Source organism: Marinovum sedimenti, from assembly GCF_054052205.1.
In genome coordinates, this window is record NZ_CM133223.1 from 2,308,780 (window position 1) to 2,324,598 (window position 15,819).

The 15,819-nt window shown below is 62.4% G+C and carries 16 protein-coding genes; 8 read left to right on the forward strand and 8 right to left on the reverse strand.

Going from position 1 to position 15,819, the window contains the following annotated elements:
* Positions 1–155: 155 nt before the first annotated feature.
* From ACW9UO_RS11130 to ACW9UO_RS11155, 6 genes are all read left to right on the forward strand, one after another.
* Positions 156–2,006: an ABC transporter ATP-binding protein gene (locus ACW9UO_RS11130; RefSeq protein ID WP_457085874.1), complete on the forward strand. Its 1,851-nt coding sequence runs from the start codon at positions 156–158 to the stop codon at positions 2,004–2,006.
* Positions 2,003–3,835, forward strand: a complete 1,833-nt coding sequence (locus ACW9UO_RS11135) for an ABC transporter ATP-binding protein (protein ID WP_457085875.1) — start codon at positions 2,003–2,005, stop codon at positions 3,833–3,835. The genes ACW9UO_RS11130 and ACW9UO_RS11135 overlap by 4 nt, the downstream gene beginning before the upstream one ends.
* Complete coding sequence (locus tag ACW9UO_RS11140) at positions 3,832–4,347, forward strand: AAA family ATPase (RefSeq protein WP_457085876.1); 516 nt, start codon at positions 3,832–3,834, stop codon at positions 4,345–4,347. The genes ACW9UO_RS11135 and ACW9UO_RS11140 overlap by 4 nt, the downstream gene beginning before the upstream one ends.
* 178 nt (positions 4,348–4,525) lie before the next feature.
* Positions 4,526–5,746, forward strand: a complete 1,221-nt coding sequence (locus tag ACW9UO_RS11145; protein ID WP_457085877.1) for a class I SAM-dependent RNA methyltransferase — start codon at positions 4,526–4,528, stop codon at positions 5,744–5,746.
* A gap of 24 nt (positions 5,747–5,770) precedes the next feature.
* A complete protein-coding gene (locus ACW9UO_RS11150) occupies positions 5,771–6,544 on the forward strand; it encodes an ion transporter (RefSeq protein ID WP_457085878.1) in 774 nt (257 codons plus the stop codon).
* Positions 6,545–6,606: 62 nt separating this feature from the next.
* On the forward strand, positions 6,607–7,098 hold the full coding sequence (locus ACW9UO_RS11155) for a L,D-transpeptidase family protein (RefSeq protein WP_457085879.1): 492 nt from the start codon (positions 6,607–6,609) through the stop codon (positions 7,096–7,098).
* A gap of 3 nt (positions 7,099–7,101) precedes the next feature.
* Here ACW9UO_RS11155 and ACW9UO_RS11160 read toward each other — a convergent pair whose 3' ends face one another.
* The 8 genes from ACW9UO_RS11160 to ACW9UO_RS11195 all read right to left on the reverse strand — a co-directional run bounded on the left by ACW9UO_RS11160 (position 7,102) and on the right by ACW9UO_RS11195 (position 14,478).
* Positions 7,102–7,791, reverse strand: a complete 690-nt coding sequence (locus ACW9UO_RS11160) for a TerB family tellurite resistance protein (RefSeq protein WP_457085880.1) — start codon at positions 7,789–7,791, stop codon at positions 7,102–7,104.
* Positions 7,792–7,834: 43 nt separating this feature from the next.
* On the reverse strand, positions 7,835–8,311 hold the full coding sequence (locus ACW9UO_RS11165; RefSeq protein ID WP_457085881.1) for a GNAT family N-acetyltransferase: 477 nt from the start codon (positions 8,309–8,311) through the stop codon (positions 7,835–7,837).
* A complete protein-coding gene (locus tag ACW9UO_RS11170; protein WP_457085882.1) occupies positions 8,308–8,919 on the reverse strand; it encodes a VOC family protein in 612 nt (203 codons plus the stop codon). The genes ACW9UO_RS11165 and ACW9UO_RS11170 overlap by 4 nt, the downstream gene beginning before the upstream one ends.
* Positions 8,920–9,036: 117 nt before the next feature.
* Positions 9,037–9,513: an Hsp20 family protein gene (locus ACW9UO_RS11175; RefSeq protein ID WP_457085883.1), complete on the reverse strand. Its 477-nt coding sequence runs from the start codon at positions 9,511–9,513 to the stop codon at positions 9,037–9,039.
* A gap of 172 nt (positions 9,514–9,685) precedes the next feature.
* The gene (locus tag ACW9UO_RS11180; protein ID WP_457085884.1) at positions 9,686–10,468 is read right to left on the reverse strand and encodes a trypsin-like serine peptidase; all 783 of its coding nucleotides are present in this window, start codon (positions 10,466–10,468) and stop codon (positions 9,686–9,688) included.
* 72 nt (positions 10,469–10,540) lie between these two features.
* Positions 10,541–11,830, reverse strand: coding sequence for a glycolate oxidase subunit GlcF (glcF, locus tag ACW9UO_RS11185; protein ID WP_457085885.1), 1,290 nt, complete (start codon positions 11,828–11,830; stop codon positions 10,541–10,543).
* A gap of 3 nt (positions 11,831–11,833) precedes the next feature.
* Complete coding sequence (gene glcE, locus ACW9UO_RS11190; protein ID WP_457085886.1) at positions 11,834–12,970, reverse strand: glycolate oxidase subunit GlcE; 1,137 nt, start codon at positions 12,968–12,970, stop codon at positions 11,834–11,836.
* A 62-nt stretch (positions 12,971–13,032) separates the two neighbouring features.
* Positions 13,033–14,478, reverse strand: coding sequence for an FAD-linked oxidase C-terminal domain-containing protein (locus ACW9UO_RS11195; RefSeq protein ID WP_457085887.1), 1,446 nt, complete (start codon positions 14,476–14,478; stop codon positions 13,033–13,035).
* Positions 14,479–14,613: 135 nt separating this feature from the next.
* Here ACW9UO_RS11195 and ACW9UO_RS11200 point away from each other — a divergent pair, with 135 nt between their 5' ends.
* Positions 14,614–15,336 (forward strand): DUF599 domain-containing protein, encoded by a 723-nt coding sequence (locus tag ACW9UO_RS11200; RefSeq protein WP_457085888.1) that lies wholly within the window; start codon positions 14,614–14,616, stop codon positions 15,334–15,336.
* A complete protein-coding gene (locus ACW9UO_RS11205) occupies positions 15,333–15,710 on the forward strand; it encodes a hypothetical protein (protein WP_457085889.1) in 378 nt (125 codons plus the stop codon). Before ACW9UO_RS11200 ends, ACW9UO_RS11205 begins: the two co-directional genes overlap by 4 nt.
* Positions 15,711–15,819: the final 109 nt, after the last annotated feature.

Consider the following 15,819-nt stretch of genomic DNA (forward strand, 5'->3'; position numbering starts at 1 on the left):
CCTAAGCCACCGCGCCCGGACTAGGCCTTTCGCATCGCAACAGGAGCGTGCAACATGGTGAAAGCCCGCCTTGGCCTCGGTTGATGCCACGGCCCGTCGCGGGGGTTTGCCGCGCCATTTGCCCAAGTTGCCTTTTTGCTCGCAGGAGCGCCGCCATGTTCAAGTATTTCGAAAACCTCGTTGATCCTTACTGCGACTATCAAATCTCGGACCATCCGCCGCAAAAGCTCTGGCCGTTCCTGTGGCAGTATTCGCAGCCGTTCAAACGCGTCTTTCTGATTGCCGGCTTGTTGTCGGTGGTGGTGGCGTCGATCGAGATTGGGATGATCTGGGCGATGGGCTGGGTTGTCGATATCCTGTCCGGCACGCCAGATCAGGTCTGGGCCGATCATGGCAACTGGCTAATCGCCTTGGCGCTGTTCCTCTTGGTGCTCCGTCCGGTGCTTCAGGCGCTGGATGTGGCGGTTTTGAACAACGCGATCCTGCCAAATTTCGGCACGTTGATCCGGTTTCGCGCCCATGCCCATGTGCTGCGCCAGTCGGTTGGCTGGTTCGAGAGTGATTTCGCCGGGCGCATCGCCAACCGCATCATGCAGACCCCTCCGGCGGCGGGCGAGGCGGTGTTTCAGGTGTTCGACGCCATAAGCTTTTCGCTGGCCTATATCATTGGCGCGACGATTCTTTTGGCGCAGGCGGATTGGCGGCTGTCGCTGCCGCTGCTGGCGTGGCTGGGGTTTTATGCGCTGCTGATCCGCTGGACCATTCGCCGCGTCGGCCCCGCCTCCAAGGCCGCCAGCGACGCCCGCAGTCAGGTGACAGGCCGCGTGGTCGACGCCTATACCAACATCCATTCGGTCAAGATGTTCGCCCATCATGGCCGCGAAATGGATTTTGCACGCGACGCGATAGAAACCTCGCGCCAGACATTTCAGGCCGAAATGCGGATCTTTACCAAGATGGATCTGGGGCTGACCATCCTCAACGGCTTCCTGATCGTCGGCGTTGTCGGCTGGGCGCTGGCGCTTTGGATGCAGGGGCAGGCCAGTGTCGGCGCGGTGGCGGCGGCCTCGGCGCTGACCCTGCGGTTGAATGCGATGACCGGCTGGATCATGTGGGCGCTGACCTCGTTCTTTCGCCAGTTGGGCGTTGTGGCCGAGGGGATGGAAACCATCGCCCAACCCATCGACCTGCGCGATGCTGAAAAGGCCGCGCCCTTGGTGCTGACCGAAGGCCGGATCGTGCTCGACGGGCTGTCACATCATTATGGTCGCGGACGCGGAGGGCTGGATCGGATCGGCCTGACGATTGCGCCGGGCGAAAAGATCGGGCTGGTGGGGCGGTCGGGCGCGGGCAAATCGACCTTGGTCAAGCTGCTGCTCAGGTTTTACGAACCCGAGGCGGGCCGCATCCTAATCGACGGCCAGGACATCGCGCAGGTGACCCAAGACAGCCTGCGCCGCCAGATCGGCATGGTGCAACAGGACAGCTCGCTGCTGCACCGCTCGATCCGCGACAACCTTCTGTATGGCCGCCCCGATGCAACAGAGGCCGAGATGATCGCCGCCGCCAAACAAGCCGAAGCGCATGATTTCATTCTGGAATTGCAGGATGCGGCGGGCCGCACCGGCTATGACGCCCATGTCGGTGAGCGCGGCGTCAAGCTTTCGGGTGGGCAACGCCAGCGGATCACGCTGGCGCGGGTGGTTCTGAAAAACGCGCCGATCCTGTTGCTGGACGAGGCGACAAGCGCGCTTGATAGCGAGGTCGAGGCCGCGATCCAATCGACGCTGTACGGCATGATGGCGGGCAAAACGGTGATTGCCATCGCGCACCGGCTGTCGACGATTGCCCAGCTTGACCGCATTCTGGTGCTCGATCAGGGCCGGATTGTTGAACAAGGCAGCCATGACGCGCTTCTGGCGCAGGGCGGCTTATATGCTGGGTTCTGGGCGCGCCAATCGGGCGGATTTCTGGCGATACAAGACGACGCGGAGGCAAAGGCATGACAAGACGGCAGTGGATCGACCCGTTTGCAAAGGCAGAGACCCCGCCGCCCCGCAAGCTTGGCGCATTTTTCCGTTGGGCCTTGCAAGGCAGCCTTGGCGTGGTGGCGGTGGCCGGTGCGGCCTCGGCCTTTGCTGGCGTGCTCGAGGTGCTGGCGGCAATGACGCTGGGGCTGGTGGTGGATGCCGCGCTGAATGGCACGCCAGAGCAGGTGTTTTCCGAAAATCTCTGGATGCTGGTCGCGGTGGGTCTGTTTTTCCTGCTGCTGCGGCCGCTGGTGTTGATGGTGTCGGCCTACCTGCAGTCCATTGTGGTGCAGCCCAACCTGCTGAGCCTCGTGCTGTCGCGGCTGCATCGCTACACGCTGGGGCAGGACGTGAGCTTTTTCGACAATGATTTTGCCGGGCGGATCGCGCAGAAGGAAATGCAAACCGCCCGCGCGTTGAGCGATGTTGTTGTCGAAGTGGTGCATACGGTGCTGTTTGCGCTGGCCTCGGTGGTGGGGTCGATCCTGCTGCTTGGCACGGTGGACGGGCGGATCGCGCTGGGGCTTTTGGTGTGGATTGTCGGCTATCTATTGATGATCCGCTATTTCATGCCGCGCATTCGCCAAAAGTCCAAGGCGCGGGCGGCAGCGCGGGCAATGGTGACTGGGCAAGTCGTTGATACCATGACCAATATCAAAACGGTCAAGCTGTTCGCCCACGCCGATCACGAAGACCGGGCGGCGCTGGGCGCGATGGCGCGGTTCCGCGAACGGCAGCTGGATTTCGGGGTCGTGTCGGTGACATTTCGGTTCTGGTTGATGGCCTTGGCCGGGGTGTTGCCGGTGCTTCTGGTGGGCGGCGCGCTTTGGTATTGGTCGCGCGGCTTGGTCAGTGCGGGCGATATTGCCGCGACCGGCGCAGTCAGCCTGCGGCTGGCGCAGATGACCGGCTGGGTCAGTTTCACGCTGATGTCGCTTTATGCCAATGTGGGCGAGGTCGAGGATGGCATGCGCACGCTGTCGCCGCCGCATGGGCTGGCCGATGCCGCCAATGCCATCACGCTGGAGGTACAGGACGGGCGGATCGAATTTCGCGATGTGAGCTTTGCGTATGGTCGCGAAACCGGCGGCGTTGACCGGGTGCGGCTGCATATCGCGTCGGGCGAGAAACTGGGCATTGTCGGGGCCTCGGGGGCCGGAAAATCGACCCTGGTGGCACTGCTCCTGCGGCTTTACGACCCCGAAAGTGGCGAAATCACCATTGATGGGCAGGACATCGCCGCAGCCACGCAGGAGAGCCTGCGCCAGCGGATTGGCATGGTCACGCAGGAAACCGCGATGTTCAACCGCTCGGCACGCGACAACATTGCCTATGGCAAGCCGGGTGCCAGTGACGACGACATCATCGAAGCGGCCCGGCGCGCCGAGGCGCATGGGTTCATCCTTGGGCTGGAGGATCACGAACACCGCAAGGGCTATGACGCGCATCTGGGCGAGCGCGGGGTCAAGCTTTCGGGCGGGCAGCGGCAGCGGATCGCCTTGGCCCGCGCCATCCTGAAAGACGCGCCGATCCTGGTGCTGGACGAGGCGACAAGTGCGCTTGATAGCGAGGTTGAGGCAGCGATTCAAAACGCGCTGGACCGGGTGATGGAGGGCAAAACGGTGCTGGCGATTGCGCACCGGCTGTCGACGATCGCGCGGATGGACCGGATTGTGGTGCTGGACGAGGGCCGGATCGTGGAACAAGGCAGCCACGCGGCGCTGCTGAAACAGGGCGGGCTTTACGCGCGCTACTGGGAGCGGCAATCGGGCGGGTTCCTTAACATCGCCGAAGCGGCGGAATGAAGCGGATTATGATTGTCGGACAGCCCGGCAGCGGGAAGTCCACATTGGCGCGCGCCTTGGGGGCGCGGCTGGATGTGCCGGTTGTCCATGTGGACCATATCCACTGGATGCCGGGGTGGGTCGAGAGGCCCTTGGTCGACAAGATCAGCCTGGCGCGGGCCGCCGAATCAGAGGACGCTTGGGTGTTCGAAGGCGGACTGGCGGCGACCTGGCCGAGCCGTCTGGCGCGGGCGGATCTGCTGATCGTGCTCGACCTGCCGTTTTCCTTGCGGGCCTGGCGGGTGTTTTGGCGCACGGTCCGGTTTTGGGGTCAGAGCCGTCCGGATTTGCCGAATGACTGCCCGGAACGGTTTAGCCGCGAGTTCTGGCTGTGGATCTGGAACACAAGAAACACCAATCGCGCCCGCATTCTAGCATTGGCCAGCATGGGGCAAAAGCGCATACCGGTGCATATCCTCAGATCCCCGCGCGATGTCCGGCAGTTTCTGGCTGGGCTCGAAGGCCAGATCTGACCAAACCGATCCATCGATGGATCGGTGCTGATCCGTTGACGGATCAGAGTGCCGCGCGACAGTCCGGTGGCGCGAATCCGATCCATCAATGGATCGGTACTGATCTGTCGACAGATCAGCCCTGCGCCCGGAAAGAACGGGGTTTATCAAGGGGGCAGACAGGGGTATCTGGCGACGTATGGAATATATCATCCAACGTCTCGGCCACCACGGCGACGGCATCGCCGATGGCCCTGTCTATGCCCCCCTGACCCTGCCCGGTGAAACCGTGAGCGGCGTGCCCGACGGCGACCGCCTGACCGACGTCAGGATTGTCACCCCGTCCGAAGACCGCGTTGCCGCGCCCTGCCGCCACTTCAAAGGCTGCGGCGGGTGCCAGTTGATGCATGCGTCGGATGCCTTTGTGGCGCGGTGGAAAGAGGACATCGTCCGCCACACCCTCACATCGGCGGGCATCGAAACCACGTTTCGCCCCATCGCCACCTCGCCGGCGCAAAGCCGCAGGCGGGCGACCTTTTCGGCCCGGCGCACCAAGAAAGCCGCGATGGCTGGGTTTCATGGTCGCGCCTCCGGTGTCATCGTCGAGATCCCCGGTTGCCAGCTCCTGCACCCCGATCTGATCGCCGCGCGCCCGATGGCCGAGGCGCTGGCGGCGCTGGGCGGCAGCCGCAAGGCGGAATTGTCGGTGCAGGTCACGCTCTCCGATGCGGGTCTGGATGTATTGGCGCGGGGCGGCAAACGCCTTGACCGCGCGCTTGAAATCGCCTTGGCCGAGGTGGCTGGCACCTATCGGCTGGCCCGTCTGGTGTGGGAGGATGAGCCGATTGCGATGCAGGCCACGCCGGGCCAAAGCTTTGAGGGCATCCGCGTGGTGCCGCCGCCGGGGGCCTTTCTGCAAGCCACCGATCACGGCCAACATGCGCTGACACAGGCGATGATCGAGGCTGTCGCCGGTGCCGATCAGATCGCCGATCTGTTTTCGGGCTGCGGCACCTTCAGCCTGCCTTTGGCGCGGGGCGCCGAGGTCCACGCCGTGGAAAATGCCCGCGATATGCTCAAGGCGCTGGACGAAGGTTGGCGCATGGCCAAAGGCCTCAAGAAAGTCACCACCGAAGCGCGCGACCTGTACCGCAACCCGCTTTTGGCGCAGGAACTGGCCCGGTTTGACGCGCTCGTGCTCGACCCCCCGCGCGCCGGGGCCGAGGATCAGGTGCGCCACGTCGCCCAAAGCACCGTGCCGGTTGTCGGCTTTGTATCCTGCAATCCCGGCACCTTTGCCCGCGACGCCGCCACGCTGATCGACGGCGGATATCGGCTCGACTGGGTGCAAGTGGTCGATCAATTCCGCTGGTCGAGCCATATCGAGCTTGCAGCGCGGTTTGTCCGGGCACATATCTGACGCCAATCAAGGAAGGGCAGGAAAATGCGGGCACAACTGGCGGCATGGCTAGATCAGGACAGGGTGCGCAACGCCATCATCGGCGTGATCCTGTTCAACGCGGTGATCCTGGGGCTCGAAACCTCGGACACCGTGATGGCGCGGGCTGGTTGGCTGATCCATGCGTTGGATACGATCTGCCTTGGCATCTTTGTCGCTGAACTCGGGCTGAAGATGTTTGCCCAAGGCTTGGGCTTCTTCCGCCGCCCGTGGAATATCTTTGATTTCGTGATTGTCGGCATCTCGCTGATCCCCGCCGCACAGGGGCTTTCGGTGCTGCGCGCACTGCGCATTTTGCGGGTGCTGCGGCTGTTGACCGTCGCCCCCCGCCTGCGCCGCGTGGTCGAAGGCTTTCTGACCGCGCTGCCCGGAATGGCCAGTGTTTTCATGCTGATGGCACTGATCTTCTACATCGGCGCGGTGATGGCGACCAAGCTGTTTGGCACCGATTTCCCCGAGTGGTTCGGCACCCTGGGCCGCAGCGCCTATTCGCTGTTTCAGGTGATGACGCTGGAAAGCTGGTCGATGGGCATCGTGCGCCCGGTGATGGAGCTTTTCCCTTACGCCTGGGCGTTTTTCGTGCCCTTCATCATGGTCACAACCTTCGCGGTGGTGAACCTTTTGGTTGGTCTTATCGTCAACTCGATGCAAGACGCCCACCACGAAGAAGACGTGGCCGCAACCGATGCCTATCGCGACGAAGTCTTGATCCGGCTGGAGGCGATTGAAAAACGGCTGGATGCCGCTCAGAAGCGATAATAGGGACTTCGCCCGGAATTGCCCCCGTGATATAAGAGGGCAATAATAAAACGAGGCAGAAGATGCGGTTCCTACGAGTTATCCTTTTGATTTCGCTGGCTTTATCGGCGGCGGCATGCAGCAAGTTCAAGTCCTACGATGGCCCCGAGGTGACGCGGGTGATCGTCGATAAGACCCAGCGCAAGATGTACCTGCTTCACAACACGCAAGTGTTGGAAAATTACGATGTCGGGCTTGGCTTTGCACCTGCGGGCCACAAAGCCAAGGAGGGCGACGGGCGCACGCCCGAGGGCAATTACCTGATTGACCGGCGCAATCCCAACAGCGAATTCTATCTGTCGATCGGCATCAATTATCCCAACCGGGAGGACATGCGCCGCGCGCGCGAAGCGGGCGTAAGCCCCGGTGGCGACATCTTTATTCACGGCCGTCCGCGCAAATATCGCAAGGGCGGGCAGGACTGGACCGCCGGATGTATCGCGGTAACAAATTCCGAAATGCGCGATGTCTACGCGATGGTGCGCGACGGCACGCCGATCACCATTCTGCCCTGACGATCAGGCCGGCTCTTTGTGGCTGGCCTGTATTTTTTCCCACGCGGTGTTGATGTCGATCAGGCGCTTTTCGCTGATCCGGATCGCCTCTTGCGGCACGCCACGGGCGATCATCTGATCAGGGTGGCTGTCGCGCACGGCCTGACGCCAGTGTTTGCGAATCTCGGCCAGATCCATATCGGGACTGACACCGAGCACGGTATAGGGATCGCGCGGCGCATCCGGCACCATCCGGGCGCGAAACGCCAGAAACTGCCGCTCATCCAGACCAAAGATTTTCGAGACATTGCGCAGGAACTGGTCTTCGGCGGGATGATAGCTGCCGTCAGCGACCGCAATGTGGAACAGCCCTTCGAGCAGTTCGCACAGCGGCGCATCGGTCTCGTGAAACATCGCGCTGATGCGGCGGGCGTAATCCTCGTATCCGGCAACGTCCTGCCGGGCGAGGTTGAACACCCTCGCCGCCTGGGCCTCATCCTCGGGCGCGATTTGAAACACCTCGCGGAAGGCGGTGACTTCGGCACGTTTCACCACGCCATCCGCCTTGGCCATCTTGGCCCCCAGCGCGATCACAGCAATGGTAAAGGCCACGCTCCGCTCGGGCGGGGTGCGCAGGTGTTCAAAGACTTGGCTCAGCGACTCGCCTTGGGCAAGCGCCGAGATTGCAGCGGATATGCGGGACCAGAGCGTCATGCGACAATCCTATACCGCGCTGCGGCACAAGTCAGTGTGACAATCAGAGATATTTCTGCAAAAGCACCAAATCCATCCAGCGCCCGAATTTATAGCCGACCTGCGGCAATGTTGCGACCTCGGCAAAGCCAATCGCCTTGTGAAACGCCACGCCTGCCGGGTTTTCACCGCTGACACCGGCCCAGAGCGCGTGCACCTCGTTGTCGCGCGCATGATCTTCGAGCATCGCCATCAATCCCCGGCCCACACCCGTGCCGCGTGTCTGGGGCAAAAGCGCAATGGAATGCTCTTTGGTGTGGCGATATCCGGGGCCATTGCGGAACGGGAAATAGCACGCATAGCCCACAATGCGCGGCCCATCGCAGGCAACGAAATACGCCCCGGTTTCGCGGATCGCGCGGGCCAGAGTGCTGGCGGTTTTTTCCTCGGTGGTAAAAGTGACCGCGGTGTCGCGGATCACCGGATTAACCAGCGCGGCAATTCCGGACGCATCGCGGGAGTCAGCGGGCCGCAGGATCATCGCAGCGTCTTATCGCCACTCGGCGCAGTCATCCGCGCGCTCAGATGCGGCGAGCCGGGTTCGAAATGCACCCGCGCATCATCCAGGTAGGGCGCGAGCCGTTGTTGCAGCCGATCCACATCGGGGTGCGAGATTGTCAACGTTTCAAGCGCACAACCGGACGGTGCGAGCAATTGGCTGGGATGATCGGCGCAATCCCACTGGATCAGCGCCGGAAAGCAGCCGTCAAACGGCAATAGCCCATCCTCTGGCACAGCCATCCGCCATTTCAAATCCCCGCGTTCCAACGCAATGATCCGGCCCGCTTCGGGCAGATCGCGCACCAGCGTTTCAAGATCGGAGGTCTGGCAAATCCAGTTTGTCAGCCGGGGTGGCCCGCTGAACTGATCAAGGCCAAACCAGCGCGGATACGCCGGGGCAGGGGCGTCGGGATCGATGCTGATCGCCTCAAGGTACAGCCCTTGGTCCAGCCCCAACAGGTGATTGTGAGTGCCGAAATGCGCGTGCTGTCCGCCGGGCTGAAGCGCAGCCCCAAGCAGGCCCTCAACATGCGCCTTGGCGGCGTCGCGGCTTTCGCCAGCAATTGCAATGTGGTCAAGCTGCATCATGGCCGTCCCTCCTTGTGGCATCCTGCCAGAAAGACCACCAAGCGCCAAATCGCGCAGCTGTGCAAATCAAAAAGGCCCCCCGGAGATCCGGAGGGCCCTCGTACAGTCAGCCGTGGCTTAGTTGACGGCTTTGGCGTCAACCACGTCTTTTTCGATCGCCTTGGTCGCTTTCGAAATCTCAATCCGGCGCGGCTTCAGCGCTTCGGGGATCTCGCGTTCAAGGTCGATATGCAGCATGCCGTTTTCATGGCTGGCACCGGTCACACGCACATGATCGGCCAGATGGAAGCGGCGTTCAAAAGCGCGGGTGGCAATGCCACGATGCAGATAGCTGCGGCCCTTTTCGGTGTCGGTGTCCGCCTTGCGGGCCGTCACGACAAGCGCCTTTTCCTTGACCTCGACGCCCAGATCCTCGTCCGAGAAACCGGCAACGGCGATTGAGATGCGATAAGCATCTTCGGCGGTCTTTTCAATGTTATAAGGGGGATAGGTCTGGTTCGAGACATCGTTGGCCAGAACCCGGTCCATCATTTCGGCAATTTGGTCAAAGCCGACAGTTGCACGGTGAAGCGGTGCAAAATCAAAGTTACGCATGGGGTATCCTCCAGTGAGCGATTCCATTGTGGATGCCTTCCCGATTGGGACAGGCAGGTACTCCCGGACCCTGTGTAGGCATCCGGACAAGGCACATTTGGGGATCACTCTGGCGGGCTTCAAGAGGGGGATGCGGCAAATTTTCGACCGCATCCTTTGGGGTGGCACTGGCCTAGGGTCGGATAAACTTGGCCCCGGTCGGACGCGACATATCCCCCACTCGCTTGAACGGCGATTGCGCCCGCAGCTCGACTTTCAGCACCGAAAGCGGCTCTTCGAGCGAGGTGCCAAGCGACACCGGCACACCGTCCGCCTCGGCCTTGGCCGAGATCAGCGAGACGATCCGTGGCTCGCCACCTTCATATGAAAACACCGGCGCACCGGAGGCCCCGAAATCGGCATCGCAGGACATCACCAACACACCCCGGCGCCGGGCAATCACCTCGCAGGCCTCTTGCAGCGACGGTGCCTCGGCGCGATCATGGGCATAGCTAACAACGCTGATGCTTTCGCCGGGGCTGGGCCGATTGGCGGTGTCAAACGGCAGAACTTCCGAGGTGCGGATCGGCTGCGCGAGCTGCAAAAGCGCCACGTCATTGCGTACTTGCGCGGCCTCGGTTTTGCGGGAGAAGCGGTATCTTGGGTGCAAAACGGCATGTTTCACCGCCCGGTAGGCCGAAGCGCGACCATTGCGCAGCCCGGCGCTGAAGCGGATTTCCGGCGCGTCAAACCGCCGTCCGGTGGCCTTGTCAAACAAGCAATGCCCCGCCGTCAGGACCAGATCACGCTCGACAAGCACCCCGGTGCAGAACCCCGACGTGCCAAAATCGATCCGGCCCACGGCCTCCCACCCCCGGCTTTCGTCGCCGGTGTTCAGCTGTCGCAGCGCGCGGGTTTCGGCAAAGGCGGTGCTGGCCGCAACAAGTCCGGCCAACAGCAAGATAACCAATCGCAATTTTCGTCCCCCGTTATTCTACCTGTGAGGATAGCGATCAGATTAGGCCAAAATGCGGCGAAAGGCTCGAAATTAAACTTCGATGAGCTTGGGCGGTTTCGGCCCCCCGGTGGCCCAATCCAAAAGCTCGACCGTGTGCACCACAGGCACGCCGGTGCCGCTGCCGATCTGCATCATGCAGCCGATATTACCCGCCGCGATGATGTCGGGCTTCACCGCCTCCAGCGTCTTGACCTTGCGCGCCTTCAGCTGGCCGGAAATCTCAGGCTGCATAAGGTTGTAGGTCCCCGCCGAGCCACAGCACAGATGGCTGTCCGCCGGTTCCGCCACCTTGAATCCCGCACGTTTCAACAGCGTCTTGGGGTGGGTTTTGATCTTTTGCCCGTGTTGCAGCGAACAGGCGGCGTGATAGGCGACGGTCACGTCTTTGTCGGCACCCTCCGGCAGGTCGAGCTGCATCAGAACTTCGCTGACATCCATCGCCAGTCCCGCGACCCGCGCGGCATCGCCGGCCAGCGCATCATTGCGGAACATGTGGCCATAATCCTTGACCGTCGTGCCGCAGCCGCTGGTGTTGATCACAATGGCATCCAGCCCCTTGCCGTCGATCTCAGCCGTCCAGGCGCGGATGTTTTTCGCCGCCGTGCCGTGGCTCTCACTGGTTTTGCCCATGTGATGGGTCAGCGCGCCACAACAGCCCGCACCCTGCGCCACAACCACCTCACACCCCAGCCGGGTGAGCAGCCGAATGGTGGCGTCGTTGATATCGGTGTTCAGCGCCTTTTGCGCACAGCCCGTCATCAGCGCCACCCGCATCTTGGGGGCGGCCTTGGGGGCAAAGCTTTGCGGGTCATCATTGCGGCTGACCGGCGGGATCTGCTTGGGTGCCATCTCCAGCATCGCGCGCAGCCGTGGGTCGGGCATGAACCGCGCAAACGGCCGCCCCAGTTTCGCGCCCAACAGTGCCAGCCGGAACCGCCCCGGATAGGGCAGAATGCGCGCCAAGAGCCAGCGCAAGGCACGGTCACTCCACGGCCGGTCATAGTTCTTTTCGATGTAATCCCGAGCATGATCAACAAGATGCATGTAATGCACGCCGCTGGGGCAGGTCGTCATACAGGCCAGGCAGCTCAGGCATCGGTCGATGTGCTTAACCGTGGTCTCATCCGGCACCCGCTCGTTTTCAAGCATATCCTTGATGAGGTAAATCCGCCCGCGCGGACTGTCCAATTCATCGCCCAACACCTGATAGGTGGGGCAAGTGGCGGTGCAAAAGCCGCAATGCACACAGGCGCGCAAGATCTCATTGGCGCGCTTGGTGCCGGGGTCTTTCAGCTGGTCTTCGGTGAATGTCGTCTGCATATCTTACCCCATCAACCCCGGATTGAGGATGCCGCGCGGATCGAACTTCGCCCGCAACCCGGCCTCGATTTTTGCCAAAGGCGCGGGCTGCGATGCAAACACCTGCCCCTTGCCGCGCGCCGCCGCGCTGGCCCGAAACAGCGTCGCATGGCCACCAATTGCCGCCACCGCATCGCGGATCGCAACGCCCTGCTGCCCCTCGGGCAGCAACAGCCAGATCAGCCCGCCGCCCCAGTCATACATCGCCTCAGCGCCTTCAATCCGCGCCACAACACCGGGCGCATCGGAGGGCTTGACCGACACCCGCCAAACATCGCCCGCGCGGCCCTGAAATGGCACCACATCGCGGATATACTGCCACCCGGCGCGCGTCCGCTCGGGGTCGCGTTCTACTGAAAATTCGCCAATATCAGCCAGCAGCCCCTGCAACTGACCACAGCGATAGGCCACCGAAGCGTCAAGCCCCTCAACCCGGATCATCGTCACCGGCGCACCGTCCATCCCTCGTTGCAAATGCGCCGCACCGCTGACCTCCCAAGGCGAACCGAGCGCCCGCGACAGCGCCGAAATCGCCTCTTTGTCGCTTAGACCCTCGCACAACAGCACGCCCACCGCCTCGGGCTTGGGCAGCACCTTGAACGACACCTCGCTCAGCACCCCCAACGTCCCCCAGGACCCGGCCAACAGCTTCACAAGGTCGTACCCGGTGACATTTTTCATCACCCGACCGCCATTCTTGACGATCTGCCCAGCGCCATCAACAAACCGCACCCCAAGCATGAAATCCCGGCAGGCCCCAACCGTCACCCGCCGCGGCCCGCTGACATTCGCCGCCACCACGCCGCCAATCGTCGAGGCCCCCTCAGTGCCCAAAAGCCCGCGCCAATCGCCCGGCTCAAACGCCAGCCGCTGGCCTTCTGCGTCCAAAGCGGCCTCGATCTCGGCCAAAGGCGTGCCCGCACCGGCCACCATCGTCAAAGCACCGGGTTCATACAGCGATATCCCCGACAGCCCCCCGGTCTCCAACACGTCGCCCACCACAGGCCGCCCCACATCCCGCGTCCCGCCACCGCGCACGCGCACCGGCCCAGTCGCCGCCAAAATCATTTCTGCCAATTCGGCCTCGGTTTCCGGTCGCATGGTCCAGCTCTTCTTCTGTTTAAAAATACCTCGGGGGAGCCCATAGGGCGGGGGCAGAGCCCCTATTCCGCCGCCAACCCCATTCGCCGCCCCTCAGAGGCATCCAGCGGAAACACCTTGGCCGGGTTCAACAACCACAACGGATCAAAGACATCCTTCACCGCCATCTGCGCTTCCAGATCGGCCCTATCATATTGATCCCACATCAAATCGCGCTTTTCGATGCCCACACCATGCTCGCCGGTCAAACAGCCGCCAACTTCAACGCACAGCTTCAAAACCGCGGCCCCGAACGCTTCACACAGCTCCAGATCGCCCGGTTTGTTGGCATCATACAGGATCAGCGGATGCATGTTGCCGTCGCCGGCGTGAAACACATTGGCCACCTCCAGCCCGTATTCGCGGCTCATCTCGCCAATCCGCCGCAGCACCAGGGGCAGCGCCGACACCGGGATCGTGCCATCAAGACACATGTAATCGTTGATCTGCCCCATCGCGCCAAAGGCCGATTTCCGGCCCAGCCAGATCCGCCCGGCCTCATCCGCATCGCGCGCCTCGCGCAGCTCAACCGGGTTGTGCCGCTGCGCAATCGCCATGATCCGCGTCAATTGGTCGTCAATCTCCGCTTCCGAGCCTTCAACCTCGACAATCAGCAACGCCTCGCAATCGGGATAACCGGCATGGGCGAAATCCTCGCAGGCACGAATGCAGGGCCGGTCCATAAACTCGATCGCCACCGGCAGAATGCCCGACTTGATGATGTCCGACACACAGGCCCCGGCGACCTCATTGCTGTCAAACGCCATCAGCACCGGCCGAGCGCCTTCGGGTTTGGGCAGGATGCGCAGGGTGGCCTCGGTCACCACGCCCAATTGCCCCTCGCTGCCGCAAATCACGCCCAACAGGTCCAGCCCGCCAGCGTCCAAATACGCGCCGCCAATCTCGACCACGGTGCCATCCATCATCACCATGGTCACACCCAACAGATTGTTCGTCGTCACCCCGTATTTCAGACAATGCGCCCCGCCAGAGTTCATCGCGATATTGCCCGCAATCGCACAGGCCAACTGGCTCGACGGGTCAGGCGCATAAAAGAACCCGTCCTCCTCAACCGCGCCCGTCACGCTCAGATTGGTGCGCCCGGTCTGCACCCGCACCACCCGGTTGGCATAATCGGTGTCAAGCACCGCATTCATCCGCGCCACCCCAAGGATCACCGAATCCGCCGTCGGCAACGCCCCACCGGCCAGCGATGTGCCCGAACCGCGCGGCACCACCGGCACGCCCATCTCATGACAGATGCGCAAAACAGCGGCCACCTCCTCGGTGCTCGACGGCAAAACCGCCACCATCGGCGGACAGCGATAGGCCGACAGCGCATCGCATTCATAGGCGCGCAGCTCGGCCAGCTCGGAAATCACCGCCGTCGGGTCAAGCCGTTCTTGCAGGCGTTTGACCAATTCACCCTTGCGAGCAAGCCGTTCCGGCATTGGTTTTGGCATCTCCATCGCGCGTCCTCCTAGGATTGGTAAGAAAATATAACCAATTTTGAAATATTGCAAGTCGGACCTAAAGCCGCACCAAAGTTCCCCACCCGCCAAGGCCCTCTTTCGCTCGCTCAAACCCGTCGCTACGGTGCGGGGATGACATGGACAGACCGCCTTAGCCTCTTCACCGCGTGGGATTTTACCGCCGTCGCCCTGTTGTTTCTCGGCTGGTATCTGATTGGCATCCTGATCGAACACGACGGCGGCCGCCAGTCTGTCTCGGCGCTCACCGCAAATTATCGCCGGGCGTGGATGGAGCAGATGATCACCCGCGAAAACCGCATCTTCGACAGTCAGATCCTCGGCATCCTGCGCCAAGGCACCGCGTTTTTCGCCTCGGCCTGCATGATTGCCATCGGCGGCGCGTTGGCGTTGATCGGCAATGCCGAACGGGTGGCGGGATTGGCCCAAGACCTGACGCTCGGCAACGCGCCAATCATCGTCTGGGAGCTGAAGTTGCTGACCGTGATCCTGCTGGCGGTGAACGGTTTCCTCAAATTCGTCTGGTCACACCGGCTGTTTGGCTATTGCGCCGTGCTGATGGCCGCCGTGCCCAACGACCCAATCGATCCCGCCGCGCACCCGCGCGCAACGAAAGCGGCCGAACTCAACATCACAGCCGCACGGAGTTATAACAGAGGATTACGATCAATTTACTTCGCGATGGCCGCGACAGCATGGCTTTTGGGGGCTGTTCCACTCATACTGGCGGTGCTTTTCACCCTTGCCGTGGTCTACCGGCGCGAGTTCGCTTCGCAATCGCGCGCGGCCCTGCTCGTCGACGAAGGCAGCCCGCCGCAGAACCCGGAGTCCTCATGATCCGCGCGCCCCTTGCCGCCCTTATGTTGCTGCTGCCGCTCCCGGCGCTCGCGGGCAATCCTGAGATCGTGTCGGTCGATGTGACCAAGCCTGATATGGGCTGGCACTTCGAGGTCACGGTGCGCCACCCCGACACCGGCTGGGATCATTTTGCTGATGGGTGGGAGGTGCTCGACGCCAATGGCCGCCGCCTCGGCTATCGCAAACTCACCCATCCGCATGTCACCGAACAGCCCTTCACCCGCTCGCTGCGCGGCGTGATGATCCCCGATGGCATCCGCATGGTCTATATCCGCGCGCATTGCTCCGTGGATGGCTGGGCCAGCGAGCCGGTCAAGGTCAAGCTCTCCCCAAGCGGACGCGGCGGCTACTAACCCGGACCCTAATTCTTCTTCTGTTCATAAATACCGCGGGGGAGCCCGCAGGGCCGCCTTTTGCTGCGCCATTGGTCCGAGGGCCAATGGCGACGGCAGAGCCCCCTTT

Bases quoted from the DNA above. Each gene is read 5' to 3' on its own strand.
- ACW9UO_RS11200 (WP_457085888.1), top strand. From the start codon at position 14,614: ATGACATGGACAGACCGCCTTAGCCTCTTCACCGCGTGGGATTTTACC.
- glcF (WP_457085885.1), bottom strand. From the start codon at position 11,830: ATGCAGACGACATTCACCGAAGACCAGCTGAAAGACCCCGGCACCAAG.
- ACW9UO_RS11170 (WP_457085882.1), bottom strand. From the start codon at position 8,919: ATGATGCAGCTTGACCACATTGCAATTGCTGGCGAAAGCCGCGACGCC.
- ACW9UO_RS11145 (WP_457085877.1), top strand. From the start codon at position 4,526: ATGGAATATATCATCCAACGTCTCGGCCACCACGGCGACGGCATCGCC.
- ACW9UO_RS11165 (WP_457085881.1), bottom strand. From the start codon at position 8,311: ATGATCCTGCGGCCCGCTGACTCCCGCGATGCGTCCGGAATTGCCGCG.
- ACW9UO_RS11150 (WP_457085878.1), top strand. From the start codon at position 5,771: ATGCGGGCACAACTGGCGGCATGGCTAGATCAGGACAGGGTGCGCAAC.
- ACW9UO_RS11140 (WP_457085876.1), top strand. From the start codon at position 3,832: ATGAAGCGGATTATGATTGTCGGACAGCCCGGCAGCGGGAAGTCCACA.
- ACW9UO_RS11155 (WP_457085879.1), top strand. From the start codon at position 6,607: ATGCGGTTCCTACGAGTTATCCTTTTGATTTCGCTGGCTTTATCGGCG.
- glcE (WP_457085886.1), bottom strand. From the start codon at position 12,970: ATGCGACCGGAAACCGAGGCCGAATTGGCAGAAATGATTTTGGCGGCG.
- ACW9UO_RS11205 (WP_457085889.1), top strand. From the start codon at position 15,333: ATGATCCGCGCGCCCCTTGCCGCCCTTATGTTGCTGCTGCCGCTCCCG.
- ACW9UO_RS11175 (WP_457085883.1), bottom strand. From the start codon at position 9,513: ATGCGTAACTTTGATTTTGCACCGCTTCACCGTGCAACTGTCGGCTTT.
- ACW9UO_RS11130 (WP_457085874.1), top strand. From the start codon at position 156: ATGTTCAAGTATTTCGAAAACCTCGTTGATCCTTACTGCGACTATCAA.
- ACW9UO_RS11135 (WP_457085875.1), top strand. From the start codon at position 2,003: ATGACAAGACGGCAGTGGATCGACCCGTTTGCAAAGGCAGAGACCCCG.
- ACW9UO_RS11195 (WP_457085887.1), bottom strand. From the start codon at position 14,478: ATGGAGATGCCAAAACCAATGCCGGAACGGCTTGCTCGCAAGGGTGAA.
- ACW9UO_RS11160 (WP_457085880.1), bottom strand. From the start codon at position 7,791: ATGACGCTCTGGTCCCGCATATCCGCTGCAATCTCGGCGCTTGCCCAA.